Annotated in this window: 25 protein-coding genes; 8 read left to right on the plus strand and 17 right to left on the minus strand. The window is 40.1% G+C overall.

The window, feature by feature from the left end; all coding sequences use genetic code 11:
* Window positions 1-21 precede the first annotated feature (21 nt).
* On the minus strand, window positions 22-1,074 hold the full coding sequence (locus QHT84_RS09490; RefSeq protein WP_283239321.1) for a DUF2891 domain-containing protein: 1,053 nt from the start codon (window positions 1,072-1,074) through the stop codon (window positions 22-24).
* A 57-nt stretch (window positions 1,075-1,131) separates the two neighbouring features.
* Here QHT84_RS09490 and QHT84_RS09495 point away from each other — a divergent pair, with 57 nt between their 5' ends.
* Entirely contained in the window at window positions 1,132-1,371 is a 240-nt protein-coding gene (locus tag QHT84_RS09495) for a hypothetical protein (RefSeq protein WP_283239322.1), read from the plus strand.
* A 28-nt stretch (window positions 1,372-1,399) separates the two neighbouring features.
* Here the strand turns inward: QHT84_RS09495 and recQ are convergent, their stop codons facing one another.
* A complete protein-coding gene (gene recQ, locus QHT84_RS09500; RefSeq protein WP_283239323.1) occupies window positions 1,400-3,595 on the minus strand; it encodes a DNA helicase RecQ in 2,196 nt (731 codons plus the stop codon).
* 86 nt (window positions 3,596-3,681) lie between these two features.
* On the opposite strand from recQ, the gene QHT84_RS09505 reads away from it, so the two are divergent.
* The 5 genes from QHT84_RS09505 to QHT84_RS09525 all read left to right on the plus strand — a co-directional run bounded on the left by QHT84_RS09505 (window position 3,682) and on the right by QHT84_RS09525 (window position 6,872).
* Window positions 3,682-4,647 (plus strand): KpsF/GutQ family sugar-phosphate isomerase, encoded by a 966-nt coding sequence (locus tag QHT84_RS09505; RefSeq protein WP_283239324.1) that lies wholly within the window; start codon window positions 3,682-3,684, stop codon window positions 4,645-4,647.
* Window positions 4,647-5,477: a twin-arginine translocase subunit TatC gene (tatC, locus tag QHT84_RS09510; RefSeq protein ID WP_283239325.1), complete on the plus strand. Its 831-nt coding sequence runs from the start codon at window positions 4,647-4,649 to the stop codon at window positions 5,475-5,477. The genes QHT84_RS09505 and tatC overlap by 1 nt, the downstream gene beginning before the upstream one ends.
* Window positions 5,461-5,814: a carboxymuconolactone decarboxylase family protein gene (locus tag QHT84_RS09515; RefSeq protein WP_283239326.1), complete on the plus strand. Its 354-nt coding sequence runs from the start codon at window positions 5,461-5,463 to the stop codon at window positions 5,812-5,814. The genes tatC and QHT84_RS09515 overlap by 17 nt, the downstream gene beginning before the upstream one ends.
* 72 nt (window positions 5,815-5,886) lie before the next feature.
* Window positions 5,887-6,627 carry an LPS export ABC transporter ATP-binding protein gene (lptB, locus tag QHT84_RS09520; RefSeq protein ID WP_283239327.1) on the plus strand — a complete coding sequence of 247 codons (741 nt, stop codon included), beginning with the start codon at window positions 5,887-5,889 and terminating at the stop codon, window positions 6,625-6,627.
* A gap of 17 nt (window positions 6,628-6,644) precedes the next feature.
* Complete coding sequence (locus tag QHT84_RS09525) at window positions 6,645-6,872, plus strand: DUF5808 domain-containing protein (protein WP_283239328.1); 228 nt, start codon at window positions 6,645-6,647, stop codon at window positions 6,870-6,872.
* 9 nt (window positions 6,873-6,881) lie between these two features.
* Here the strand turns inward: QHT84_RS09525 and QHT84_RS09530 are convergent, their stop codons facing one another.
* A complete protein-coding gene (locus tag QHT84_RS09530; protein WP_283239329.1) occupies window positions 6,882-7,643 on the minus strand; it encodes a CDP-alcohol phosphatidyltransferase family protein in 762 nt (253 codons plus the stop codon).
* Between the two features lie 108 nt (window positions 7,644-7,751).
* Between QHT84_RS09530 and QHT84_RS09535 the strand changes: the two genes are divergently transcribed.
* Both QHT84_RS09535 and QHT84_RS09540 read left to right on the plus strand, forming a co-directional pair.
* Entirely contained in the window at window positions 7,752-8,819 is a 1,068-nt protein-coding gene (locus QHT84_RS09535) for a putative type IX sorting system protein PorV2 (protein ID WP_456071409.1), read from the plus strand.
* A 5-nt stretch (window positions 8,820-8,824) separates the two neighbouring features.
* Window positions 8,825-9,943 carry a lipoprotein N-acyltransferase Lnb domain-containing protein gene (locus QHT84_RS09540; protein ID WP_283239330.1) on the plus strand — a complete coding sequence of 373 codons (1,119 nt, stop codon included), beginning with the start codon at window positions 8,825-8,827 and terminating at the stop codon, window positions 9,941-9,943.
* Here the strand turns inward: QHT84_RS09540 and QHT84_RS09545 are convergent.
* From QHT84_RS09545 to asnB, 14 genes are all read right to left on the minus strand, one after another.
* On the minus strand, window positions 9,923-11,317 hold the full coding sequence (locus QHT84_RS09545) for an exopolysaccharide biosynthesis polyprenyl glycosylphosphotransferase (RefSeq protein ID WP_283239331.1): 1,395 nt from the start codon (window positions 11,315-11,317) through the stop codon (window positions 9,923-9,925). The two genes, QHT84_RS09540 and QHT84_RS09545, sit on opposite strands and share 21 nt — an antisense overlap.
* A gap of 45 nt (window positions 11,318-11,362) precedes the next feature.
* Window positions 11,363-12,373, minus strand: coding sequence for a glycosyltransferase family 4 protein (locus QHT84_RS09550; protein WP_283239332.1), 1,011 nt, complete (start codon window positions 12,371-12,373; stop codon window positions 11,363-11,365).
* The gene (locus QHT84_RS09555; RefSeq protein WP_283239333.1) at window positions 12,345-13,685 is read right to left on the minus strand and encodes an O-antigen ligase family protein; all 1,341 of its coding nucleotides are present in this window, start codon (window positions 13,683-13,685) and stop codon (window positions 12,345-12,347) included. The genes QHT84_RS09550 and QHT84_RS09555 overlap by 29 nt, the downstream gene beginning before the upstream one ends.
* A gap of 4 nt (window positions 13,686-13,689) precedes the next feature.
* Window positions 13,690-14,763 carry a glycosyltransferase gene (locus QHT84_RS09560; RefSeq protein WP_283239334.1) on the minus strand — a complete coding sequence of 358 codons (1,074 nt, stop codon included), beginning with the start codon at window positions 14,761-14,763 and terminating at the stop codon, window positions 13,690-13,692.
* Window positions 14,760-15,878, minus strand: a complete 1,119-nt coding sequence (locus QHT84_RS09565; protein ID WP_283239335.1) for a glycosyltransferase — start codon at window positions 15,876-15,878, stop codon at window positions 14,760-14,762. Before QHT84_RS09565 ends, QHT84_RS09560 begins: the two co-directional genes overlap by 4 nt.
* 6 nt (window positions 15,879-15,884) lie before the next feature.
* On the minus strand, window positions 15,885-16,700 hold the full coding sequence (locus QHT84_RS09570) for a class I SAM-dependent methyltransferase (RefSeq protein WP_283239336.1): 816 nt from the start codon (window positions 16,698-16,700) through the stop codon (window positions 15,885-15,887).
* 4 nt (window positions 16,701-16,704) lie between these two features.
* Complete coding sequence (locus tag QHT84_RS09575) at window positions 16,705-17,697, minus strand: glycosyltransferase family 2 protein (RefSeq protein WP_283239337.1); 993 nt, start codon at window positions 17,695-17,697, stop codon at window positions 16,705-16,707.
* 1 nt (window position 17,698) lies between these two features.
* The gene (locus QHT84_RS09580; protein WP_283239338.1) at window positions 17,699-19,231 is read right to left on the minus strand and encodes a glycosyltransferase family 2 protein; all 1,533 of its coding nucleotides are present in this window, start codon (window positions 19,229-19,231) and stop codon (window positions 17,699-17,701) included.
* The gene (locus tag QHT84_RS09585; protein WP_283239339.1) at window positions 19,228-20,394 is read right to left on the minus strand and encodes a glycosyltransferase family 4 protein; all 1,167 of its coding nucleotides are present in this window, start codon (window positions 20,392-20,394) and stop codon (window positions 19,228-19,230) included. Before QHT84_RS09585 ends, QHT84_RS09580 begins: the two co-directional genes overlap by 4 nt.
* Before the next feature lie 2 nt (window positions 20,395-20,396).
* Window positions 20,397-21,380: a class I SAM-dependent DNA methyltransferase gene (locus tag QHT84_RS09590; RefSeq protein ID WP_283239340.1), complete on the minus strand. Its 984-nt coding sequence runs from the start codon at window positions 21,378-21,380 to the stop codon at window positions 20,397-20,399.
* A 19-nt stretch (window positions 21,381-21,399) separates the two neighbouring features.
* A complete protein-coding gene (locus QHT84_RS09595) occupies window positions 21,400-21,963 on the minus strand; it encodes a serine O-acetyltransferase (protein WP_283239341.1) in 564 nt (187 codons plus the stop codon).
* Window positions 21,963-23,363, minus strand: coding sequence for a glycosyltransferase family protein (locus QHT84_RS09600; protein ID WP_283239342.1), 1,401 nt, complete (start codon window positions 23,361-23,363; stop codon window positions 21,963-21,965). The genes QHT84_RS09595 and QHT84_RS09600 overlap by 1 nt, the downstream gene beginning before the upstream one ends.
* Before the next feature lie 114 nt (window positions 23,364-23,477).
* Complete coding sequence (locus tag QHT84_RS09605; protein ID WP_283239343.1) at window positions 23,478-24,341, minus strand: FkbM family methyltransferase; 864 nt, start codon at window positions 24,339-24,341, stop codon at window positions 23,478-23,480.
* A 1-nt stretch (window position 24,342) separates the two neighbouring features.
* Complete coding sequence (gene asnB, locus QHT84_RS09610; protein ID WP_283239344.1) at window positions 24,343-26,037, minus strand: asparagine synthase (glutamine-hydrolyzing); 1,695 nt, start codon at window positions 26,035-26,037, stop codon at window positions 24,343-24,345.

The following is a 26,037-nucleotide window of genomic DNA, read 5'->3' on the forward strand; positions in this document are numbered from 1 at the left end:
AGCAAAAGTACACAAATGGAATTACTTTTTTTCTTCAAAAGCATGCAGGGCAAACGAAGCCAACCAATGTTCTCCTTCATAATTACCGTCGACTACCGAAGGCAGGGAAAAGTTGAAATGCAAATCGGCTATCGCTTTCAAATGCGAGAACGCTCTCGGATAGTGTTGAATCAAACCGTATAAATTCCACGCTCTGCTGAAATTGAGTCCGTCCAGATGTACCAAATGGCCGTCGGTTCGATCGGATACCCGTGCCACGTCCCAAGTAAATTTCTTGGAAAACAATGATGGTGCAAACTTTTTGAGCCACATCAGAAAATCGGCTTTCGGCAAAATGCGTTGCATCAAAGCCATTTCTTCCATACACGGCGATAGGAAATCCGTTCCGCTCGGTTCCCAAGTAAACGGACAATTCTCATCTTTAAAAAACAAACGAACAGCATTGTCGCGGATACTTTTTTGGAAGGCTTCATTTTTAGAATAAACGGCATAATCCCAGGCAAAAATAAGTCCGAAAGCCGTGTTCGTGTGCGTGCCTACCCTGACCGGATAAAGCAGCTTGGGCAAAAACTCAAGGTATCTTTCAATAATAAGATTCGAAAGCGGTTTTAGATTTTGAGCCATTTCCTGTGCAAACGGTTCGTTGTAAGTTTCCAATTCGAATTGGAGTTTGAGCAACCAATTCCAGCCATACATTCGTTCGAACGATTTCTCATGTTTCTTGTTTAAGTAATCGATTTCAACCTGAATATTTTCTTTTGATAAATTGGTTTGTAATTTTTGAATGATGAGCTCTCGATAGGCCAAATTGTGGAATCGCTTCAATAAAAAAACCAAGCTCCAATGACCGTGCACCGAAGAATGCCAATCGAAACAGCCGTAGAAAGTAGGATGCAACTTTTTTGGCGATTGTATTTCGGTACTGTCCAACAGCATTTGTCCCAATTTATTGGGATATTCTTGCTGCAGGCATTTTAACGGTAAAGAAGCCAAATGATTGGCTTGTTCGAGTTTGAGTTCCTGCGCACAGACGGTGCCGCCGAACCAAACCAAAATATAAAGAAGATATTTCATGGACTTGCTTTTTTCAAATGTAGCAAAAAGTTATCTTTGTCTATCTATCCAAAATTAATGTCACGACAAATTAAACTCATTTGGGATTTCCGCGGATCGGCAGCGGCCAAGACGGCCGAGCATCATGAAATTCATTTAAAAGAATACATCGCTATTGAAAAGTTACCGATTACCATTACCGGTTTTGAGCTTAAAAACGACATGCATGCGATTGCTTATATCGTGGTGAATGACGAGCAAATGATACCGCTACGGGATGCGTTAAAACCACACCGGGGCGAATTATATATCCCTTAAAAAAAAGAGAAGCGATGGCTTCTCTTTTTTAATTGGCTACTTCGCTGATGAACTTGATGCGCATCAGTCGGAGTTCTTCAATATCGTAATCGCCGTCGAACTCTTTGAGCGCTTCTTCGATTTTATCAGATTCGGAATCCATAAAGTAATCATGGATTTCTTCTTGTTGTTCTTCGTCTAAAATTTCGTTAATCCAATAATCGATGTTGAGTTTCGTTCCCGAATACACAATTTGCTCCATTTCTTTAAGTAAAGCATCCATCGACAAGCCTTTGGCCTTGGCGATATCTTCTAACGACAATTTGCGATCGATGTTTTGAATGATGTATAACTTGTTAGAGGAATTGGCTCCGGTAGATTTTACCACCAAATCATCCGGGCGAACAATATCATTCTCTTCAACATATCGTTCGATAAGTTCAACAAAATCTTTCCCGTATTTTTTAGCTTTGCCTTCCCCTACGCCGTGTACATTGCTCAGCTCATCGATAGTTATAGGATATTTTAAAGCCATATCCTCCAAAGACGGATCCTGAAACACGACAAATGGCGGGACGCCCAACTTTTTGGCCACTTTTTTACGCAATTCGCGCAACATTCCCATCAAGGCTTCATCGGCAGTACCGCTCGATTTAGCTGCTGTTACGATAGCATCATCTTCGTTTTCACTGTATTCGTGATCTTCCGACATTAAGAAAGAGGTTGGATTCTTAATAAATTCATGACCGCGTTCGGATACTTTCAAAATACCATAGGTTTCTATGTCTTTGGTCAGTAATCCATCTACCAAAACTTGTCGAATTAAGGCCATCCAGTAACGTTCATCATAATTGGCGCCGCAACCGAAGAATTGTTGGGTATCGGTTTTGTGGGCTTTTATGGTAGCGTTCACGCGACCGATTAGCGTAAAGACAATTTCTTTGGATTTATAGAGATGTTTGGTATCACGCACCACTTCCAAAAGGGTTTTAACTTGCTCTTTCGCTTCGACTTTGGTTTTCGGGTTGCGAACATTGTCGTCCATATCGGCACCTTCGCCGTTTTCGCTGTCGAATTCTTCTCCGAAATAATGCAATAAGAATTTACGGCGCGACATCGACGTTTCGGCATACGCGACAACTTCCTGCAACAACGCAAACCCTATTTCCTGCTCGGCTACCGGTTTACCCGACATGAATTTCTCCAGCTTTTCTACATCTTTATACGAATAGTACGCCAGGCAATGGCCTTCGCCACCGTCGCGACCGGCACGACCGGTTTCTTGATAATAACTCTCCAGTGATTTCGGAATATCGTGGTGAATGACAAAACGTACATCGGGTTTGTCAATGCCCATCCCGAAAGCAATAGTAGCCACCACCACTTCCACATCTTCCATGAGGAACATGTCTTGGTGTTTGGCGCGTGTTTTGGCGTCTAATCCGGCGTGGTAGGGAACCGCGCTGATACCGTTAACTTGGAGTACTTCGGCAATTTCTTCTACCTTTTTGCGACTCAGGCAATAAATAATACCCGATTTCCCTTTGTTTTGTTTGATAAAGCGAATGATATCCGCTTCGATATTTTTGGTTTTGGTGCGTACTTCGTAAAATAAATTCGGACGATTAAACGATGCCTTAAATGTAGTGGCATCGGTCATATCGAGGTTTTTCAGAATATCTTCCTGCACTTTAGGCGTAGCGGTGGCGGTTAAACCAATCACCGGCACTTCGCCCAATTGTTTGATAATGTGTCGAAGGTTGCGGTATTCCGGTCGAAAATCGTGTCCCCATTCGGAGATACAATGCGCTTCATCGATAGCCACAAAGGAAATCGGAACCGTTCGAAGAAACTCAACATACTCTTCTTTGGTCAACGATTCGGGAGCGACATACAATAATTTGGTGATTCCGGACGTAATATCTTTTTTAACCTGATTGATTTCGGTTTTGGTGAGTGATGAATTCAGTACATGCGCGATACCGTTTTCCGAAGACAAACTTCGAATGGCATCCACTTGATTTTTCATCAAAGCGATTAGGGGCGAAACTACAATGGCAGTTCCTTCTTGTATGAGGGCCGGCAGTTGATAACATAATGATTTTCCGCCACCGGTGGGCATGATAACGAATGTATTTTGCTTCGCAATAATACTTTTTATGACTTGTTCCTGTAATCCTTTAAATTGGCTGAAACCAAAATACTTTTTTAATTCTTTATGGATGTCAATTTCGTCTAAATTCATTCTGTGTTAATCGTATTTTTACATAAATTTGCAAACATAAAGATACGACTTTCTTTGATTCACACAAATTTTATATTATTTCAATTTTGATACCAAAAGAAACCATTTTAGCCTCTGCACAAAAGACCATTTTATCCGAAAGTAATGCCATTGCAAAGCTGGTTGATTTTATAAATGATGATTTTGTAAAAACGGTTGAAATCATTTTTAATACCCCCGGAAGACTGGTGATTACCGGCATCGGCAAAAGTGCTATTATCGCGCAAAAAATAGTAGCTACGTTAAATTCTACCGGAACACCGTCGTTGTTTTTGCATGCTTCGGAAGCCATTCACGGCGATTTGGGTATGGTGCAACCCGGCGATGTGGTGATCTGCATTTCCAAAAGCGGAAACAGTCCGGAAATTAAAGTCTTGGTTCCACTTTTAAAACGATTTGGCAACAAATTGATTGCCATCACCGGGAATACGACTTCCTTTTTGGGCAAAGAAGCGGATTATGTGTTGAATACGTATGTAGAAAGTGAGGCCTGTCCGAACAACTTAGCGCCTACCAACAGTACCACAGCGCAACTCGTAATGGGTGACGCGCTAGCCGTTTGCCTGATGGAGATGCGCCATTTTACTGCTGAGGATTTTGCCAAGTACCATCCCGGTGGTGCATTGGGCAAAAAACTTTTGTTGCGTGTAGGCGATATGCTCGATACGACACACAAACCGGTAGTGACTCCGGATTCGAGTATCCAAAACGTGATTATGGAAATTTCCGAAAAACGTTTGGGCGTGACAGCGGTAGTAGAGCACGATAAAATCATCGGAATCATTACCGACGGCGACATTCGACGAATGCTCAATAAAACCGAGACCATTTCGGGTTTAACCGCCAAAGATATTATGACAGTTAATCCTAAAATGATTAAGCCAACCGACTTGGTGAGTGACGCTTTAAATCTACTCGAAGACTTCTCCATAACGCAATTAGTGGTTGCCGACCAAGGCAAATACATCGGCGTGATTCATTTGCATGACATTTTAAAAGAAGGTATCGTATAATGGCAAAGCAATCCAAGAAACCTACTAACGAGATGTCCTTTTTAGACCACCTGGAAGAATTGCGATGGGTGCTGGTCAGGAGTTCTGCCGCCATTGTTATCATGGCCATTGTTACCTACTTTTTTGCCGATTACATTTTTGATGAACTGATTTTCGGACCGACCAATCCAAATTTCATTACGTACCGATTCTTTTGTAAAGCTTCTCACTTTCTGGGTTTTGCCGACAGTATCTGTATCACTGAGCTGCCATTTATCATTCAAAACACTCAAATGGAAGGACAGGTGAACATTTTCGTGTGGACGTGTATCACCGCCGGATTCATTTTAGCTTTCCCTTACATACTGTGGCAATTTTGGAAATTTATTAGTCCGGCTCTATATGAAAAAGAACGCAAAAACGCCAAGGCCTTTATTTTTGTGGCCTCCATACTCTTTTTCTTGGGAGTCCTTTTTGGTTATTATGTCATCGTACCGATGTCGGTTAATTTTCTGGCTACTTTTTCGATTAGTGATGTCGTAAAAAATCAATTCAATATCGACTCCTACATTGGCATGGTAAAAACGGCGGTGATTGCGAGCGGATTGTATTTTGAATTGCCCATTATCTTATACTTTTTAACCAAGTTAGGATTGGTTACCCCCACTTTCTTAAGAAAGTACCGAAAATATGCTGTAGTTATCGTATTGATTATTGCGGCCATCGTAACACCACCCGATGTAGTAAGCCAGATTACGGTAGCGATTCCGATGCTGTTGATTTATGAAGGAAGTATTTGGATTTCAGCTGTAGTCGTAAAAAACAAAAAACAAAATGAGCAAGTTAGTTGAAGAATTTAATGAGTACCGTTCGCGCATGAACGAGAAGTTATTGGCTGACAATAACAAAATTGTAAAACGCATTTTTAACTTAGACACCAATGCCTATGCGGAAGGTGCTTTGGATGTTAAAACCAAAGAATTATTAGGTTTAGTAGCTTCCACCGTTTTGCGTTGCGACGATTGCATCAAATATCATTTGGAAACCAGTTACAAAGAAGGGGTGACCAAAGAAGAAATGATGGAAGCTATGGGCATTGCTACCTTAGTGGGCGGTACGATTGTGATTCCTCATTTGCGTCGTGCTTACGAATTTTGGGAAGCGTTGGAAAGCAATGCATCAATTTAACAATGGGTTAATATAACAATTAAAACAATTATTGTTACATTGCTACATTAATACATTTACACATTTAGTATCATGAAGTTAAGAGCCGAAAATTTAGTCAAAACCTACAAAGGCAGAAGTGTCGTAAAAGGGATTTCCGTCGAAGTAAACCAAGGAGAAATTGTTGGTCTTTTGGGGCCAAACGGCGCCGGAAAAACCACGTCTTTCTATATGATTGTGGGTTTAGTGAAACCAAATTCCGGTAAAATCTATCTTGATGACATGGACATTACCGAATTTCCGATGTACAAACGTGCTCAAAACGGCATTGGTTATTTGGCCCAGGAAGCTTCTGTGTTCCGAAAATTAAGTATCGAAGATAACATTCTGAGTGTTTTACAACTCACCAACTTATCCAAGGCCGAGCAAGAAGCCAAAATGGAAAGTTTGATAGACGAGTTCAGCTTGCAACACATCCGAACCAACAGAGGTGATTTGTTATCGGGTGGCGAACGCAGAAGAACAGAAATTGCCCGCGCTTTGGCTACCGATCCGAAATTTATATTGCTCGACGAACCGTTTGCCGGTGTTGACCCGGTAGCTGTGGAAGACATCCAGCGTATTGTTGCCCAACTGAAAAACAAAAACATCGGTATTTTGATTACCGATCATAACGTACAAGAAACCTTAGCGATTACCGATAAAACCTATTTGATGTTTGAAGGCGGAATTTTAAAGGCCGGAGTGCCCGAAGAATTGGCTGAAGATGAGATGGTTCGAAAAGTATACTTGGGTCAAAATTTTGAGCTGCGCAAAAAGAAATTACATTTCTAATTTCAAAACTGCTTATCTTGAAAAACCCTAGTAAAGATACCCTGGAAGAATGGCGAACCAATCCGAAATATTGGAAATGGAAAATGTTTTACTACAATAAAGAAGACGACCGACTGCTGGTAGACAAACCCAATCCAATGTTAGGTACTACTTTAAATTTTGCTCACAGAAAAGCCTATCTTTTTCTATTGGGAATCTTGCTCTTTTTCGGATTTATCGGTTTGACCCTCACACGCAATCCATAAAAAAGCTTCCTAAACGGAAGCTTTTTTATGAGTCATATTATTGAATACTGAGAGTAAAACATATACGACTATGATTAACGGCACGGCTAAAATCTTGAGAAAAATCAGCAGTAAAACCGAAATGGCTAAAAAGGAAATCTGCAATTTGTATTTGGCAAAACTAAATTCTTTAATCTTTAACGAAAACAATGGAATCTCGGCATTCATCACAAAGGCGCTCACTACAGTGACCGATAACAGGAACCATTTATTCATTAATAAATTGACAACTTGATACGGACACTCCACGGTATTCCACAACAAAGGTAAACTCACCACAAAAAGGGCGTTTGCGGGCGTAGGCAAACCAATAAAAGAATCTGTTTGACGGGTATCGATATTAAATTTAGCCAAACGGTAACAAGCTCCAACCGTAATGAGAAATCCCAATAAAGGCCATACATAAATTTGATGTTGCAGCGTTTCAATATTATTCAGTGACGGATTAAAACGGGTATTTGACTCTGCTAAAACCAACATTTTATACATTACAAAACCGGGAACCACACCACTGGTTATCATGTCTGCCAACGAATCTAACTGTACCCCTAGAGGTCCGGCTACATTGAACTTTCGGGCAAAAAAACCATCAAAAAAATCAAAGAAAATACCCAAACAAACCAAACTGAAAGCCCAATAAAAACTATACTCCGACACAAATACTAACGCCACGCAACCACACAATAAATTCAGCATCGTAAAGAAGTTGGGAATCCAGGCTTTTATATTCATAGGTTAGGTTGTTAATGTAAAGAAATACAAATTTAATACAATAAGTTGCAGACTTCTGCGTTTTATATTCAAGATTTTTATGTGATATTTGTAAAAAGAAAAATTGCCTTGAAAAAAACAATCCCTATTCTGCTACTTTTAGTCAGCCTCTATACTCATGCTCAGGCGGTTAGAAAATACTCTAACGAATTCATGAACATTGGCGTAGATGCAGCAGCTTTAGGCATGTCGAATGCGGTTACCGCTTTTACCGGTGATGTGAATTCGGGTTATTGGAATCCGGCCGGATTGCTTAAAATAGAAGATCATGAAGCCGCGTTAATGCACGCCAGTTATTTTGCCAATATTGCCCAATACGATTATGCGGCCTATGCCAAAAAAATTGACGACCAAAGTGCCTGGGGAATTTCCCTGATTCGTTTCGGAGTCGATGACATTCTCAATACGACTCAATTAATTGACAGCGAAGGTAACATCGATTACAATCGTATCAGTTTATTTTCTACTGCCGATTACGGGTTGACTTTTTCCTATGCGCGCAAAATGAAACTCGAAGGATTCCAATATGGTGTGAATGCCAAAGTGATTCGCAGAGTCATTGGCGATTTTGCCAATTCCTGGGGATTTGGTATCGATGCCGGATTACAACTAGACCGTAACGGCTGGCATTTCGGACTCATGCTTCGCGATATTACCACTACCTACAACGTTTGGGCTATTGATGAGGATAAATACAACCAAATCAAAGATGCTGTGGAAGGACAAAACCAGGAAATGCCCGAAAGTACCGAAATTACCTTACCCAAAGCCCAATTGGGAATCGCCAAAAAATTTGAATTTCACTACGATTATACCCTTTTGGCCGCGGTAAACCTTAACATGCAATTTGCCCAAACCAATGATATTATTTCAACCTCAGCGGTGAGTATTGATCCGGCGGTTGGTTTTGAGTTTAGCTACACCGATTTGGTTTTCTTACGTGCCGGTGTGGGTAATTTTCAGAATGTAGAACAAATTGACGGCACCACCAAAGTGAATTTCCAACCCAACATCGGATTGGGCTTTAAATACAAAGGAATTCAGGTAGATTATGCCTTAACCGATTTGGGCGATCAGAGTGCCGCACTGTACTCTAATATCTTTTCGGTAAAAGTAGATTTGAGTATTTTTAGATAATTTTTATGTGGAAAAAAGCACTAATTCTTTTACTACTTGCCTATCATACGGTCACATTTTCACAGAATCCGAAACTGAGTAACCAAACCCAAGTAAGTATATTTACCTGTGGCAGAGGGGAACAACTATACTCCACTTTTGGTCATACTGCCTTGCGTGTTAAAGATGAAGCAAACCAATTGGATGTGGTATTCAATTACGGCGCTTTCGACTTCAGAACTGAAAATTTTTATTTAAAGTTTGTCAAAGGCGATTTGCAATACTTTATGAGTGTGACTTCGTTTGAAGATTTTATGCTCGAATACCAAACCGATGAGCGCGAAGTTATCGAGCAAACCCTGACGTTATCGTTGGCTCAAAAGCAACGTTTATTTGACCAACTCAGCGCTGCTTCCTATTCATCCGAACGCTACTATACATATAAATTTATCGACCGCAACTGTACCACCATGGTCGCCGAAAAAATTGGCGAACTGGCCGGTAAACAAGCCATACAAAAAGTAGATGATACTACTATCAGTTACCGCGAGTTGTTGTATCCGTATTTTGAAAATTACTTTTGGTACAAACTCGGCATCAATATTATTTTTGGAGCTAAAACCGACAACAAAGCCGAAAAATTGTTTTTACCGGTAGAGTTAATGCACAGTTTGGATCAAGCCAACGCAAACGGAAAACCGTTGGTTCGCGGAACTCAAACCCTACTGACCGGTACCGAAAAAAAAACGCCTTTCTCCTTTTGGAACAGTAGCTATCCGATTATTCTATTTTTGGGTGTACTGATGGTGATCAACAAAAAATGGTTGTTCCTGGGTTATCTTTTTGTGAGTGGTATTTTGGGATTGTTTCTGTGCTTGGTCGGATTGTATTCGGAGCATCAGGAAGTACTGTGGAATTACAACGCACTGCTCTTCAGTCCGCTGTTTTTATTGCTGCCGTTTGTAAAAGAACGTTTTCGGAAGAAAGTCATCAACGGGTCTTTAGTCCTATTGGCTTTGTATAGTCTTTTCATGCTTAACAAACCGCATTTGCTGTTAATGCTGCCTTTTATCGTTGTAACGTTTTTTATGTTGTGGAAATTGAGCGGCCGAAAAAGCTTCAAACTACTGCCCTCTGTAAAATAAAACCGTGCTGAAGGTTTTAAACATAATATTGAAGTCGAGAAAAAGACTGCGATGCTTGATGTAATACAAATCGTATTGGAGTTTAATCAAACTATCATCAATAGTTTCGCCGTAAGAGTAATTCACTTGTGCCCAACCGGTCAATCCGGGCTTGATAACGTGGCGGGTTTCGTAAAACGGCATGACCTCGGCAATTTCATTCACAAAAACGGGGCGTTCCGGTCTCGGACCAATCACCGCCATATCGCCTTTCAAAATATTTAAAAACTGAGGGAATTCGTCTATCCGTGACTTTCGCATGATTTTCCCGAAAGGCGTCACCCGAGAATCATTGGAAGTGGCAAAAACAGCGCCGCCCTTTTCGGCATTTTTAATCATGGTTCGGAATTTCACTATGTTAAATATTTTGCCGTTTTTCCCGACGCGTTCTTGGGTGTAAAACAATCGGCCTTTATTACCGAAAAGATTCCCGATTGAAACCAATGGAATTAAAAACGCACAAACCGCCAAACCTATCAAAGAAATGCCTATTTCGAGTGAGCGAACTACAATTCGGTATAAATGATTTTGATTGCTTCGGCTGAATGGGAAATAACGGTAAAAATCGCGGGATACATATTGTACCGGGATGCGTTGTGTAATGGCTTCGTATACTTGGGTATATTCTCTAATGATATGACCACTTTCGAGTAAGTGTATCAACTGGTTGTACAGTTTTACTGTTATTCCGTCGGTATTTTGCGAGGCAATGACTATTTCGGAAATGGCATTTTTTTTAACAAAGGCAGCCAACTCATCGATAGTGACATTTTTAACGGATTTGACTTCGGTTTGCGCATTGTCACTACTGTCCGAATTCACAAAACCCATAATCCAATAATGCGGATCGGCGCCCTGCAAACCACTGATTAACTCATGAACCTGATCTTTATCACAAATCAGAATTACCTTTTTCAAAAAACGATTGGAAGCGAAAAATCGAACATAAATCATCCTCCAAACAAACAACGCCACAAAGATGGAGATGAAAAAATAAAAGATTTGCAAACGGTTCGTTGGTAAAACCGGCGTATACAAAGGCGTTAAGAGATACAACAATACGGTAGTAGAAGAAGTCAGAATAATACTTTTAATTACCTGATACTGATTACTGGCTACCTGTAAATTATACATTTCAAAAACCGAACCGATGAAATTGAGATACAAGCCCAATACAATAGTCCAATAAAAATTAGAAGCCGAAATGTTGAAATAATTGAACTTAAAAACAATTCCAACCACATACAAAGAAAACAGTACTGAAATCACATCAAAAATCCGCAATAGGACTTTTCGCTCCGAAACTTCAAAATGTATGTTTTTAAATCGTCTCACTGTATAGCTCCCATTTTTTGAAGTCGCAAGTTAGTAAATTCTGGGCTACTTCAGTAAATCTATCCAATCGTTTTTAACCACCTCCCAATCAAAATTCCGGACCGTTTTTTTGGCATTCTCCGTGATGGTTTCCGCCAGTTTTTCATCTTCGAACAGGCGCTCAATTTGTTGGACCATGGCATTGACATCATTATCGGCTACCAGCAAAGCATTTTCCTCATGTTGCAACAAAAATGGAATTCCGCCTACCTTGGTTGAAACCACCGGCAAACCTAAGGCCATCGCTTCGATAACGCTGATTGGGGTATTGTCAAAATGCGTAGTATTGATAAAAACATTAAAATCTTTTGACACCGCTATCCACTCTTCTTTAGACAGTTTCCCGGTGAAAGAAACCGCGACCTTGTGCTTTTTGGCAAATCGAACGGTCTTTTCAAAACTATCATCTTTTTTGGGTCCAATCATACAAAGCTGGGCTTCGGGGAATTTTTGTTTGATTTGGATAAATACTTTAACAGCCATCAAAGGATTATAGATTTTGGCAAACGACCGAACCCAAAGCAATTTGGGTACTGTAAACGTTTTGACACTTTGGGGATACAGGGTAAGCTCTATAGTGTTGGGAATGTATTTCAAATTCCCGTAACCATTCTCTTTAAACGCTTCGTACAAATAATACGATGGCGCAATATTGATATAGGCATGCTTAAACAGCATTCCGGAGAAAAATTTTGACCGCACAATTCGATTCGGCAAATCGCCTCCGTGGAGTTTAGGAATGTACTTTACCTTTAAAATTCGACACAGTTGTGAGACAATAAAGGCATACCAAAAGTTTTTGGTGCTGTAAGTATCTATTAGGACATAATCTACCTTTTTGGCATACGTAATGGTCATGATGATCATTTCGAGTAAACGAAAGAACTTGCTTTTTTTTGACGAAGCATAATACACCGTGAAACCCTCTGCCTCTAAAAACGTCCCGAGCGTTTCTATGGAAGTGGAAGTATAACCGTGGTCGGATAATTTATTCCCTATGTACAACAGGTTTTTCATCCATGTATACTTTTAATAGTGATAACGAATATACAAAAGCTGACGCAGCAATCCGCATGGCAGCGTGATTTATTGTCAATAACCAGAAAAAGATAAAGCAAAAAAGATAAATATGTTGCTTGTTGTCGAGATACAAAAACATAGGGGTAAAAAACACTATCATCAGCGCTATAATTCCCATGGCTCCATGCTCAGCCAAAGTTCTTGAAATTTCATTGTGTGATGTAATAATCAAACCACCGGTTTCCTCTTCGCGCACTTCCAAACTTTTCCCAACTCCAATGCCAAATACCGGATTGTCTTTAAAAACTTCTATTTCACTATCCCAGATTTCTTCTCTACCGGTAAACTGACTTTCTTTAACTCTACCGGAGGCGTCTTTGTTGGCGTACCGCTTATCTATCAATCCTCCGGTTTGAGTAGAGGTATACATCCAACAAAAAATAAATACGATTGAAAAAATAACCAACAATACATTCATCCGATACCTTCCTTGAGTGGCTGTGTTCTTGTAAAGAAAAAACACCAAAATTAAAATCATAACCATCGCCGTTATCATGCCGCCTCGAGAAAAGGTGAGCAAACCTCTGTAACTGATATTGAAGACTAAAATTAAATTAATGATAAACACCCACTTATTCTTGGATTCGAGTATTAAGCGGGAGAAAAAAATAAACACTCCCATACCCATAATTGTTGCTACCTGGTTAGGGCCAAATCCTCCGGATGTTTCCATGTTGGAACCGGTGCTGACAAGTATTTTCTTTAAGTCGGGCGTATACAGAATCAAATACATCGTAGTCGACACTATCGGAAGTCCGATGGTCAACAAAATATTATTGAGCTGACTAATCAAGATCTTTCGATTGTAACAATAGATGGAAGCCACACCCAAACAAGCGGGTCCGGAAATATTAAATGCAATAGAGTTTTGAATATTTGATTTCAGATTGAGGGTTTCCGTAGCCACAATAACACCGGGAAACATCAGTAATAAATAAAACCAAAACGGAATACTGTTTTTAGAAAAACCGCTGTAAAACATGCCCCACAACATAAATATCATTACGCCGTATTTTGAAAATTCGTAGAGAATATTTCCTCCTGTCATCCTCAAGAAAACCTCACTCCCTACTAAATATCCCGCCACAAAAAGGACTTCATTATTTCTGTTTCTGGATCGGAAAACAAAAAATACACCCAAAACGACGATGGCAAAACCATAGAGTTTAGAAAAAGAAGGATTAGCATAAATCAGATAACCGATAAACACATGCAATAAAATCAACAGTATGTAATTTTTATCCTTCATTAAGCTATAAGGTTTGTAACCAATTTAAATATTTTTTGATAACGCCGTCTTCGGAATGATGTTCAATTATTGTTGCAAACAAATTATTACCTAAGACTACTCTAAGTTCATTTTCTGTAATAAGTTGCCCCAAACAATGGTAAAAACCATCGGTATCATGGGCATCCACAGTAAAACCGTTTTCTCCGTTCTTGATAATCAACGGAATTTCACCCACATTGGTCGATACTACGGGTTTCTTGTGCAATCCGTATTCTATTAACGCTACCGGCAATCCTTCTGATTTTGAAGTTAAAACCGCAATATCCGATTGCGGAATAATGGCGGCAACATCATTACGTGAGCCATAAATATAAACGGTTTCTTTTAAATTCATAGCATCAATGGAATCGAAAAGCCTGCGGGAATAGTCATCTTTAAAATCTTTTCCCACCAAATGAAATGTCCAGTCGGGATGGGTAGCTTTTAGTTTTTTGGCAACTTCTAGCAGAAAAAAATGATTCTTTTGATCTCTCAAATTGGCCAAACACAAAATGCGCTTTCCCGGAGTTCCTTTCAGCGTAGTTTCAGCAGAAATTTGGACTTCCTCATTAGTGAAATTGGGCAAATAAATCACTTTTTTACAGTGTAATTCTTTTTCGGCCCAATTTTTCAATTTGTAATTCACGACAATAATTCCCTTGAAAAAATAAGAAGCACCCTTCAGTACTATCGATTTTTGGGTACTGATAAACTCACTCAACCCATTGTGATCATGCCAGATAATTTGAATTTTGGGATACATCAACTTCACCAACACCGCAATAAAATAAGAGCTGCTGTGTGGTTGTAAAAAGGTTACCTGATGCTGTTTACAATATTGTTTCAGTCGGAACGCTGCTCTAAAATCAAGCGTTTTTCTCTTTTGTAAGAAAAGATACGAAACCGATGCCGCCAGTTGGGCTTTTAATGGCCCTTCGGCTCTGGTAGCGACCAAACCCGAAAATGCTGTTTTTTTGGAAAGCGCATTCGCATAATTGACGGCCATTTTTTCGGCACCGCCAATTTCGAGTGAATCTATGATTTGTACTATTCTCACTGTTGTACTAATTGCTTGATTTGTTCTTCAAATACATCCATAGTATACTGTCTAGACCAATCTACAGCATGACGAACTTTACTTTGATACAAATTAGGTTCACTACACAATGCCGCAATTTGATTGACATCCGTATCGAGATTAAAATCTAAAATAATGCCTCTATTCCCATAATCCAACATAAACGGCACACATGAAACTTTGGAGGCTATCGGTAAACAACCCCAAAACATTCCTTCGGCAATTACTTTGGGCCAACCTTCACTCAGCGAAGGTAAAATCACAAAATGACTTTTCTGATAGGCTTCTTTCAAGGTTTGCTGATTTTGATTTCCTTTCAAAAAAACAACATTTTCCAAATTGTTGGCCGCAATATAGGCTTCCAATTGGTTTCGCTCCGCGCCTTCTCCATACACCTCCAGCGACACTTCATACCCTTTCTTTTGTAACGATTCAACCAGGCGGACTGCATACAATGGTTGCTTTCCGTTAGAGAGCGTGCCCACAAACAAAAAACGCAACTTTCCCGTTAGTGATTTCGGACTGACCGCTTCTTTATCTTTTTCAAAATAGCTGGCGGTAAAAAACGGCTTGATATTTTGGGTACTGTTTTCCCATTCGCCGTACACCAAAACCTGCATGTTTTTGGTTAAAAAAGTGTTGCTTAAAATCCATTTTTGCAAGCGATAACTCAAAGGTTGCCGGGCATTCGGGTCCCAATTTCCGGCATACTTGGCGGTTTTGGGCTTTGACGGAAAAAACAACTGAACCAAGCATCCCAACAACCCCATATTTCCGGGACAGCGCAGGTGAATGTGATCGGCTTGTGCCATAGCTTTGTATAACGTTACCATGATTTTAGGCAACTGCCACAATGCTTTCAACCGACTTCCCAGGGTTATGAAATGAAAAGCCGGAACCGCAGTAAAATGAATGGCATGGTGTTGGTAAAAATCGTGTATGCTGTTTCTTTGAATATTTTCTAAAGGTGCTACAATCGTCACGTCGGAAACAAACTTGAGCCACAAATTCATTTCACGTACGTAAGGTTCATAGCCAAAATAGTGGCCTGACTCTTTACCATGAATAACATGGGTAATTATGGCCAACTTCATATAGGCTTACTTTTTTTGCATTAACATGGTTACATGCATGCATTTAAACAAATGACTATCGGATTTTGACGATAATTCCCAATCTTTTTTATGCCATTTTCGACCGATACTTTGCTTTTTCTCTTCAGACAAAAACGGAATAAAATTCATAATAAAATACCATTTAGCCTGACCTAAAAGCCCGTGACGTTCCACTATTTTAAACGTATTGGCAAATTTGAAATAGGTCTTACGGGTAAAAGGCCATTCCCAATCTTTATCCGATTGAAAGGGACGGTACAAAACCCTCATGATTTTAATAGGCAAACTGGTTTCCAGCGGATCATAACTGATGATGACACCGTTGGGAGCCAATTTTTCATTAAGTTTAGCAATCAAAACATCCGGATTTTGAAAATGGTGTAGCACTCCGTAAGCATAAATAATATCAAAATCTTTTTCCGCAAACTCCTCCGACAAGAAATCGGCAGCTATGGCTTCGGCATTGGGAAACGGTTTTAATCTTTCGTTGAGTTTGGCTATGGCCATATCGCTCAAATCGAGTGCAATAAATTGTTTGCTTTTTTCGGCCAAATACAAACTCCAGTGATTTCCGGCATAACAGCCCAAATCCAATACTTTTTTATCGGATAAATCACCAAACCACGTTTTGTGAATTTCGTACGATTCACTCAAAATACCGATGTCTTTTCGGATTTTTTTCAGGGTTTTTTCTCTGAAATAATACCAAATCTTAGTCGGTAAGTTTTTCTTATCGCTCTTGTAATTATAAAAATCTTTTTGCTTTTTGTTGATTTCAATAATTTCTTCTTGAGTTTTCATACGTCTAACGCGGTTTTTTAATGAATAAAGAAAACCAGCCGGCCAGTCTTCCTAAAAATTCCGTAAAAGCTTCTTGCCTTTTATGGGTCGTAAATATATTGCTAAATCTGATAAATGCCAATACTAAAGTGATGGTATTCCATTTCAATTGGGCTTTAAATGAAGGATTAGGGTACTTTACCCGCCAAACATACCAACCGTTTCGCACCGACATTTTGCCGTAAGTAAATTTATTGGGTCTGCCCGATTGATCGTGGTAATGGCCTAAACGAGCACCGGTATTTACAAACAGTTTTCCGGTTTTGGAAAGCCTGAGTGTGAAATCGGCATCCTCATACAATCCATATCCTTCGAAATAAGTAGAAAACTGAAAAGATTCGAAAACACTTTTTCGGAAAGAGGAAACACCACCCATTAATTGCTCAACCGGGTATATTTTTCCGGATGGCGGTAAAAAACTTACACTTCGGCCATGGGAAAATTCGGGAAGAAATCCCGGCGGCCTGTCGGTATCCAATCCTAATCTTTTCCGAAGCACAAACCTACTCCCGTCTTTTTTCTTCCAACCATCGTAAAAAAACTCGTAAACCGTAGGTTTATAATCCTCCGAAACCTTTTCCCAAATTACTTCATTGGTAATGTAACCACCCACTCCCAAAGCTTCAGGATGCAGCTGGTACGTATGAAGTAAGGCTTCAAAGTAATGGGGCTCCAATAGGGTATCATCGTCTAAAAAACAGACAACCTCTGAAGCAGCATCTACTTGGGCAATCCCGAAATTGCGTTGTTTGGTTAAACCTCTGTCTTCTTTGCTAACCAAAAAATACTTCAGGTGATTAAAGGAATGTTGCGCCAACATTTGCTCGGTAGCATTATCGATAGAGCCATCAACAATCAAAATTTCATCGGGATAAACGGTTTGCTCCTTTACCGAATGCAATAATTTCAGTAAAGGCTGCGGTCTCATGTACGTACAAATGATAAGTGTAAAACGCATCTTATTCCTTTTTTAATTGTTGGGCCCAATATACACTCGCGTTCCATTTTTGGTTAAACGTTTTGATACAATGTATCGGATTTATAAAGAAACGTTTGGTGATGTTTTTAAAAAACAACGTTGTTTTATAGCCGCGTAACTGCTCTTTCGTGTCGTATAACAATCGAAACAACATGAGTGTCGGCGATGGTTTGGGTAAAACTTTCTGCTGCTGCCAACGTAAGACCGGTTGGGTTCTGAAGCCCCCTATCGGCGCTTTGAGATGCAGAATTTTGGAGGTAGAAATATACAAAATATCATAGCCATTATATCGAAGTTGCATGCCAAAATCATTATCTTCTCCAAACCCGAACTCATAGCCCATTCTGAAACGAATATCGCGTACACAACTCGATTTGACAAAAGCATGTCCGGCACCAAAAACCGGAAATTGTTTGGGCGCTTGCGTCTCAACTTTCTGATTCGGTAAATGACAGGCTACCAAAAACACTTCATTACCCGTAGTTGTAAAATGGTGTAAGGCTTTTGCAAGCAAGTCATTTTCAAATACGATATCATCATCGGCCATAAAACAAAACTCGCTTTCCACTAGTGCCAAACCCATATTTCGGGCATTACAAGCACCGCTTTGATGCGTAAATTGGTGTTTGATAGTAAAAGGCCATGACTCTTTTTGAATAAAATTCAAGTCAGAAATACTATCTGGTTCCGGATTTTGCTCGATAATAATCACATTAACCGGCAAATGCGTTTGAGCGGCCAAATTGGATAACACGTTTCGAAGAAAGTTTTTCCGACCCATCGTAGGAATCAGTACATCTATCGTTCCCGATGAAACTATATTCTTTACAGAAGTTGAGTAAACCGACTCCCATGGATTGCCCGAAACCCTCCGCTTTTGATAGCACAAACAACGCAATAGCGGGAGAATGGCCCATCGTTTTTCGAATAAAATCAAATTAAAAAACAACAAAAACACCCATCGGGTTTTATAGTGCTGTTTGGTGAATCGAAAGAGTTGAAAAAGAGTTGCTTGTGGTGTTGGCTGGCTTATAGAGGCAGCTGATAACAATTGCGGTTCGGAATAGCAAAAAATACCTTGCGGCATGGCGCGTTTGGCCAAAGAATTTAAAAAGTAATCAAAATTTGATTCGGGTTTACACAACGTAACATTTAAAACGGAAGCATGTACAGCACCAACCACGCTGCTCATTTGCCAAGTAGCGTATCGAACCGTTTTGTTGACCTGAACATACGGAGAATCTTCGATATACCCCAATTCGCGTCCCAAATACTGGCCTTTGGGTTGGTAGGAAAACAAAAATCGGTGGTGGTGAAACAGACTTTCTATCCGACCGATATTGAGACTTTCAGCCAACGACTCGTGACACCAAACCAAGATTTCATCGGGATATTGAGAAGCCAAACGCAGTATTCCATGGGTGATATTTTGATTCACTTCGTGTGAAATGGTATGTCCCGCCGAAGAAATCGCTTGAGTTATCCTATAGTGATTGTGATACAGAATAATCATGGCCTAGAGGTTTTAAATTTTGCTAAAACCGCATCATAAAATGCCTCATTTTTACGAGCAACCACCGCTATACTGAATTGCTGTATGACTTTGTCACGAGCATTTTGACCCATTTGATTTCGCAAAGCCGGATTATCCAACAAAGCGACTATTTTGGCGGCGAATTCGGCATGGTCTTTCGGATGTACCACATAACCATTCACGCCATCATCAATTATTTCCGGAGCCCAACCTATGTTGGATGCCACTATGGCTTTTCGCATGGCCATGGCTTCAATCCAGGAAACAGGTAGCGCTTCGGCGAAAGTGGGAAACACACAAACGGTTGCGTTGGCAAGGTATCCTTTGATTTGATCATACGGAACGCTCCCCAAATAATTCACATTCGCTAAAGCATCAGCGTCAAACAAGGATTGCATCATTTGCCAAGTAGAGCTGTTTCCGGTCACAATATCGGAAGCATTACGGCCTATAAGCATCAGTTTTGCCCTAGGATATTGGCGATGCACTTCATTAAAAATGAAGGGCAATTCGAGTAGTCCTTTTTTTCGGATGAGCGTACCGAAATACAATAGGGTGGGCTCGTCCGAAGAAACGCTTGCCAAATTGTTGTTGAACTGTTCCAAATCAATTCCGTTAGGAATTATGGTAAACGTATTCTGGAGTTGAAATAATTTTGATGTCACTTCAGCCACATACTTGCTCACCGAAGCATGAGCATCGGCGCGTTGCAGTGCTTTTTTTTCACGGCTATAATTGAGGTATTTTACCGGACGCCGGTCTAAGTGACAAAAATAAGTGTCACTACCATGGAGTTTAATAACAACAGGACAATTCAAACGAAGACGGTCACTGATGCCGGTCCAGTCGGCTACTTCAACCAAATCGATTTTTTTTTCGCGAACTAAAGTATTCAACAGACGCTGTATTTTTTTTTGCGTCAAGTAGCGCGATAGCCCTTTGAACTTCACATTCTTTACTTTGTAAAAGGCAATGCCGCTATCTGTAAATGTTTCGTCTTGATCTTGACCATAAATCACCACCGTAATCTCATGTCCTAATTGTTGCAGCCCATTGGCCAAATTCATGATGCTTGTCCCAATCCCTGCGGCAAAATTGGCTTTAGGGTGCGGATATTCCGAAGTGAGAAAAGCTATTTTCATGATTATTTTTTTATCCAAACACAAGCAATGTTTCTGCCGTTAGGCTGATTTTCGGCTATAAATTGAGCTTCCTTTTGCTGGTAGGTCTCGATTAAATCACTTTTCAAATAACCGTAAAACCCGTAAGATCGCATTCGAACCAAATCGAAATTTTGGAGTTGCGATTTTAAAAATTGTAACGAGATACCTTTGTTAACCGAATCGCTTTTGGTTTCCACATGAATGTCAGTAACACTCCAGATATCATCGGCCGTCATCCTTTTTTTAATAGTCTTTTCGGCCAACAACTGATCGTTAATTAAGTCGATATAGTCTTTTCGATGCAACAATCGTTTGATGAATTTCAGCGTCGATTTCGGAATGAAATCGGTTAATTTTCGCTTCTTAGGTAAAGCCGAAAGTATTTTTTCGTATTCCTTTTTGCGTTGCAAATAGCCCTCAGAATTGATGTAGTCGCCATTCGGATCCTGAATATGAATCAGTATTCCGCCCGAATGCAAAGCTTTGTCCACCTGCTGTAAAAAGGTGGCCAAATCAGGTATATGATGCAACACCGAACTGATGATAATCACATCAAACTGTTCTTGTACATCGCTTAAATAGCCATTAATGGTTCGGTATGTTTTTCCCCAAGTCTTGGCTTTGGCTTCAGCATGCTGCAACATCACAGGTGACGTATCCAACAAGGTTAATTGGCTGATGTACTCCCCTAATTTGGAGTGTAATACCATTTGTGTACTCAATCCGGTGCCACAACCAATATCCAATAATCGTAATGTTTGGGATTCGGGTTCTTTACAAGCTAAAACATCATCCACCAATAAATTAATTTGTTCTTGCAAACTGCCCCACATATCGGTATGCATGGCATCGTAATGTTGGGCTTCAAAATTATGAAACACAATATTGATGCGCTCCTGAAACTGCTCGGGCGACAATGTGCTTCCTGTTTTTTGGAGTAAAGGCAAAAGCGATTGGTAGGACATGGAGGATGTAGTTTTAAAATTAGTTCGCTTTGTTTTGAATGTAATAGGGCGATAAATCTTTAGCAATGATAACCGTAGCTGCAGGCAGTACCGTTTGATGGTCGGGAATATTTTCTGTGACTACAGTATTGGCTCCGATGGTGACGCCATTCCCTATGGTAATATTCCCAAAAACTCCGGCGTTCGGCCCCATAAAGACTTCATTCCCAATGGTTGGGACACCTGCTTTTTTGCCGTAATTGCTCACCCCTATGGTGATTCCCTGAGAAATATTACAGTTATCGCCAATGACACTGTCGCCATGAATAACAATACCGCCAAAATGACCAATGTAAAATCCTTTTCCTATTTGGGTGCGATACGAAATATCAAAACCGTATTTTACACGTAAGCGACGGTACCAAAGGAAAAAGAAATAAAACAACAAACGATTTTTACGACGGTAATGTTGCACCAGTCGAAAAATGGTCATGAACTTCAACCCGGGATTAGGTTTGACGTAAAAAACGGAAAACAAAATCCCCACAGAGATTTTAGAAATTCCGCAGCGTTGGTAATCCGAAAGGATGAGTTCTTTTACCATTAGTTTTGTATTAGCTGTTGTATAGCGGTCCAAATTCGCTCAGAAGCCAAAGTGGGTGGATGCTGATTGATTTTTTCAAACCACGCTTTTGCATGGGCAACAGTAGCACTGCTGTTGCCGTTGAGCGTTTGCGCTATAAACTGTTCCATGCTTTCCGGGTCATTAATCCAAAAAACGGTTTCTTTATTGGGCATCGACCTGAAATGGATGAATTTATAAATGGTATGAACAGACCAATGCGGTGCCGAAGCGTTTTTTACTTCATAATTAACATAACCGCAAGGTTTGTCAAAAGCGGCGTAATCAAAGACCATCGAAGACCCTAAATTAATGACTAATTCGGTATGCTTTATGGTATTCATTTGTAAAATCAAATCGTCTTTGGTGGGCAAAATGGCATGCCAAGCCTCACCCTTTTTTTCCCATTTGGGATTGATTGGTGTGATTAAATCACTGTATTTTGAAAGTACTTTATCAAAGCGATTGGAAAAATCTACCGGACATCTTCTGAAAATGATACCCAAACGGTGTCCTTTTTCATTAAGCTTTTTCACGGCTTGAGCCATGTCTTCAAGATAAGTGGGATCGTTGGGCGAAGTGGTAATATCATCTCCCGAAAAACAAAGGTATTTTTTGCTGTTATCCAAATGATATGCGGCAAAAAAGGCCTCTTTCGACATCAAGTAATCGGCTTCAAAATGAGGTTCAAACTGCGGCGTTCCCGATACTATTATCTGACTCTCCTTGACATACGGATAGTAGTATAACAATTCGTTTTTCATGTGTTCGCTCCACACAAAATAGTAATCGGTTTCGATAATTTTAGTGGCCTTTGGTAAATTATCCCACGAAAAAATAAATGTAGCGGTAGGAATTCCTAAATCTTGCGCAGCCAATAGTGGCGCAACCGCTAACATCATACGCTGATTGGTACAAAAAACCATGGCCGGTTTTTCGTGTTGTAATGTAGCCAAACTATCGTGATACAATTTTGTTTTACGCTCTTGTTGGGCAATGTTCTTTCTAATCTTGACCAAGCCTTCTTCCGAATTGTACCGCAAAACCAAGCCTTTGATGTAGGTGCTTTTGAGAGCTGCTTTTATATTTTTATACGAAAGCGGAAAGCGGTAATGATTGTAAATTGGATCCTTTGATTTTTTGATATTGAGATTTAACTCGATTTGGGTCTGCGCGTTTTTTAATAAGTCCGTCAGTGGATGCGCCTTAGGATTCGTAAAGCGAATTTCCTTGAAGCCTAAGTCGGTTAAATCAAATGGAGTATTGTTCCAAAAGGTAATATCGAACCCTTTTTGAGTTCCGATTTTGTGAAAGTTAGTAAAGGAAAAATTTCTCAAACCTACACCATCCGGTAGTAGTATGAATATTTTTGGGTTTTGCATGCTGGTTTTTCAATTCAAGTCTCAAATATCTTTATTTTCGAGTTAATATGAAAGCAAATACAGCCTAAATTCAGCCATCGACTAGTATTTCAAATAATAATTGAATGAAATTGTTTACAGCAATGATTGGTTGATTCCGATAGTTAATTCACCCGAATTAAAAAAATCGAAATGATACCTACGCAACACTTCGTAAATAGCTTCGCGGCAATCAAATTCGTCATGAATTTCGATGGCAATACATTTGGTCTTGGCTAAATAAGAAACATCGGATGCCGCCGAAAGCAATACTTCTTTTTCCGACCCTTCGATATCTATTTTAAGGATATCAATACCCTCAAAGTTGTTTTTCTCGAGTAAGTAATTGATAGAATAGGCCTCTAGATCGGTGACTTCCGAAACGGCTTCCACCCGAAACGACCAATCGTTTTGATCGCGAAAATCACGCACTATTTTCAAATGGGCATTGGTGCTCCAAACACCACCTCTAACTTTGTCTTTGGCTTCTATTCGATTGACCGAAAGGTTAAAAGAAAGGGTTTCAAAGTTGGAGTTATCGGGTTCAATGGCAATGAAATTTGAGTTCGGAAAGTAGGTGGAAAAATAAACCGTTGTCAAACCGATATTGCTTCCGGCATCAATAAAATTCAAGGTTTTAGTTTTCGGAAAAAACTTTTGAAATGTGGCTACGACCGGCTGGTATTCCCGGTATCTGTAAATCTGGCTGAATACATCTAAATCGCTCGACGGTCGCTTTCTGATTTTCAACGTGACCTTAAAATCGGGGTAATAGGCCACATAATCGTTTGGATTGTCTTCTTTGAGAAATCCGTTAAAACTGATAAGATGGAAATAGAATTCGTTGATACTTCGCTCCTTCTCGGTCGTTTTCAGATGCAAAACACGCTTCAGCAAATACTGCAAAACCAACAAGCCATTGCGAAGATTCAACCGGTGTAACTGTGTAATTTTTTGCATCTTAGTGTAAAATTTGAGCCGCATTAATCCATTGCCAAATATGGAAACTGCTCTGATTATCGCCATTAAAAAAATGATTCAGCTCGGATTCCAAACTTTTTTTATCAAACCATGGATTGTTTTTTAAAACAGCAACTTCTGCGGTAACCCAATCTTTTAAATCTTCCGAAAGCCATTCTCGTTGCGGGGTTTGCAACGGTCTTTTGGGTGCTAAAACCAAATCCTTTTGCAGAAATTTTTCGGCTATTTTTCGCAACATCCATTTTTGTATGCCATCTTTGATTTTAAAATCGGTTGGACGACTGAAAACGTATTCCACCAATTCGTAATCCAAAAAAGGTTCCCGCAATTCGGTACCGTACATCATGGAAACTCGGTCGTTAAAACGAAGCGCTCTTGGAATTTTAGTACGGAATAAATCGCGGTACTGCAGATTGAGCAAATTATCTTCAAAAGGTTTTGGGTAATTGGTTTTACGGTACTCTTTGGCAAAATCACCATCCAAAACCTGGGTTCTGAAAGGGGATTTGGCAACACCTTGAACGATACTGTTAGAGTTAGAAAGATAATAATCATAACCGGCCCAAGCTTCATCAGAACCTTGTCCGTCGAGTAAAACCTTCACTCCTTTTTCACTGGCCGTTTTAAAAACATTAGAATAGGCTATCGTGGGAATACCACCGTAAGGTTCGGCTTGTAACTTGGCAATTTTAAGTGATAAATCGGGTACTTCATGAGCCGAAAGCGGACAAATGTTAAGGGTATAGGGTCGGCTCTCCACCATCAATTGCACCCAAGGTAATTCATCGTATCGCGCGTCATGGGTAATAAAAGTAAACGCTTCTATGGCCGATTTGTCAATATCTTGTTGGTCAATCAAGGCCAACAACGTACTCGAATCCAAACCACCGCTCAGGTTAAAACCCACAGGGACATCTGCTTTGAAACGTAAATGAATAGCCCTGAGCAATAAATCAGTGATATAGGCATCTTCGTTGGGACTGAATTGATGCTGTAAACGGGCAATGCGCTCCTCAAAATGATACCATTTTTTTAACTTCAGGTAGTTGTTTTTCAGGATTAACAAATGACCCGCTTCCAATTGTTGAATACCGCTCCAAAACGTCTCATTCGGCAAACCGTAACTGCCTTCGGAAAAGAAGTTAAGCCATACCGTATCATTTGGTTTTTTGACTACACCAGCGGCAAACAACGTATTGATTTCGGAAGCAAAATAGAAATGATGCCGGTCGAAATAGTAGTAAAACGGTTTCACCCCAAATCGATCTCGAGCGGCAAATAAAGAGCGTTCTTTGCAATTCCATATCGCGAAAGCAAACATGCCGTTGCATCGTTCCAGACAATTTTCGCCCCATTCGCGATAGGCATTCAGTAACACTTCAGTATCTGATTGAGTTTTAAAAACGTACTTCGACTGTAATTGTTGGCGAAGTTCTAAGTAGTTGTAAATCTCACCGTTAAAAACCATCACATAATGGCCGCAATCACTAAAGAAAGGCTGGTTAGCACCTTCAGACAAATCAATAATACTCAGTCGATTATGACCCAAAGCCACTACATTTTCAACAACCCAATGCGCTGTGAAATCGGGGCCGCGATGCTTTTGAGCATCGAGCATTCGTACTAATTGCTGCTGTTGGGCGTCAGGTCCAATGATACCGGCTATTCCGCACAT

The sequence above is a fragment of the Flavobacterium sedimenticola genome (assembly GCF_030053345.1).
GTDB lineage: Bacteria > Bacteroidota > Bacteroidia > Flavobacteriales > Flavobacteriaceae > Flavobacterium > Flavobacterium sedimenticola.

Bases quoted from the DNA above. Each gene is read 5' to 3' on its own strand.
- lptB (WP_283239327.1), top strand. From the start codon at position 5,887: ATGAAGTTAAGAGCCGAAAATTTAGTCAAAACCTACAAAGGCAGAAGT.
- QHT84_RS09490 (WP_283239321.1), bottom strand. From the start codon at position 1,074: ATGAAATATCTTCTTTATATTTTGGTTTGGTTCGGCGGCACCGTCTGT.
- tatC (WP_283239325.1), top strand. From the start codon at position 4,647: ATGGCAAAGCAATCCAAGAAACCTACTAACGAGATGTCCTTTTTAGAC.
- QHT84_RS09555 (WP_283239333.1), bottom strand. From the start codon at position 13,685: ATGAAGGATAAAAATTACATACTGTTGATTTTATTGCATGTGTTTATC.
- QHT84_RS09590 (WP_283239340.1), bottom strand. From the start codon at position 21,380: ATGTCCTACCAATCGCTTTTGCCTTTACTCCAAAAAACAGGAAGCACA.
- QHT84_RS09540 (WP_283239330.1), top strand. From the start codon at position 8,825: ATGTGGAAAAAAGCACTAATTCTTTTACTACTTGCCTATCATACGGTC.
- QHT84_RS09565 (WP_283239335.1), bottom strand. From the start codon at position 15,878: ATGAAGTTGGCCATAATTACCCATGTTATTCATGGTAAAGAGTCAGGC.
- QHT84_RS09530 (WP_283239329.1), bottom strand. From the start codon at position 7,643: ATGAATATAAAAGCCTGGATTCCCAACTTCTTTACGATGCTGAATTTA.
- QHT84_RS09550 (WP_283239332.1), bottom strand. From the start codon at position 12,373: ATGAAAAACCTGTTGTACATAGGGAATAAATTATCCGACCACGGTTAT.
- QHT84_RS09495 (WP_283239322.1), top strand. From the start codon at position 1,132: ATGTCACGACAAATTAAACTCATTTGGGATTTCCGCGGATCGGCAGCG.
- QHT84_RS09605 (WP_283239343.1), bottom strand. From the start codon at position 24,341: ATGCAAAAAATTACACAGTTACACCGGTTGAATCTTCGCAATGGCTTG.
- QHT84_RS09575 (WP_283239337.1), bottom strand. From the start codon at position 17,697: ATGCGTTTTACACTTATCATTTGTACGTACATGAGACCGCAGCCTTTA.
- QHT84_RS09570 (WP_283239336.1), bottom strand. From the start codon at position 16,700: ATGAAAACTCAAGAAGAAATTATTGAAATCAACAAAAAGCAAAAAGAT.
- QHT84_RS09600 (WP_283239342.1), bottom strand. From the start codon at position 23,363: ATGCAAAACCCAAAAATATTCATACTACTACCGGATGGTGTAGGTTTG.
- asnB (WP_283239344.1), bottom strand. From the start codon at position 26,037: ATGTGCGGAATAGCCGGTATCATTGGACCTGACGCCCAACAGCAGCAA.
- QHT84_RS09585 (WP_283239339.1), bottom strand. From the start codon at position 20,394: ATGAAAATAGCTTTTCTCACTTCGGAATATCCGCACCCTAAAGCCAAT.
- QHT84_RS09580 (WP_283239338.1), bottom strand. From the start codon at position 19,231: ATGATTATTCTGTATCACAATCACTATAGGATAACTCAAGCGATTTCT.
- recQ (WP_283239323.1), bottom strand. From the start codon at position 3,595: ATGAATTTAGACGAAATTGACATCCATAAAGAATTAAAAAAGTATTTT.
- QHT84_RS09515 (WP_283239326.1), top strand. From the start codon at position 5,461: ATGAGCAAGTTAGTTGAAGAATTTAATGAGTACCGTTCGCGCATGAAC.
- QHT84_RS09595 (WP_283239341.1), bottom strand. From the start codon at position 21,963: ATGGTAAAAGAACTCATCCTTTCGGATTACCAACGCTGCGGAATTTCT.